This window comes from Mesorhizobium sp. M7A.F.Ca.US.011.01.1.1 (assembly GCF_003998295.1).
Taxonomy (GTDB): Bacteria; Pseudomonadota; Alphaproteobacteria; order Rhizobiales; family Rhizobiaceae; genus Mesorhizobium.
In genome coordinates, this window is the sequence record NZ_RZRT01000280.1 from 1 (window position 1) to 404 (window position 404).

General features: G+C 65.6%; 1 protein-coding gene. It reads right to left on the reverse strand.

The window, feature by feature from the left end; all coding sequences use genetic code 11:
* Positions 1-404 (reverse strand): FAD-dependent oxidoreductase (locus EOA13_RS37730; RefSeq protein WP_164780709.1); only part of this gene is annotated, 404 nt, incomplete at both ends.

Here is a 404-nt window from a genome sequence, read left to right on the forward strand (position 1 = left end):
ATTCTTGCCCATTGCTCCCGCTCGACAAACCGTTTCGCCCCGTCGCCGTCCTGGCCTGTATCGAACTTGGGCCCGAGCGTGACCAGCAGCGGGCCTTCGGCATCGCGGCCCGTGCGGATGGAGTGCGTCGGATCGTCGATGCCGATGAACATGCCGTCGACAGCAAGAGGGTCATCGACCCGAAACGCCATGGCAGTGTGGCAGCGCGGCTGGGTCCGGTTCGCCATGCCGATGGGGCTCTGCACTGTCATGTTGGTGGCGACGACCACATATTCGGCGTGAACGGTGCCGCCGTCGGTGACGACGCGCCGGCGGCTTGCCTCGCCAATCGAGATCGCGCGGCTGTTTTCGAAAATCCGTCCGCCACGGGCCGTCACCGCCTGAGCCAGGCCAACCAGATACGC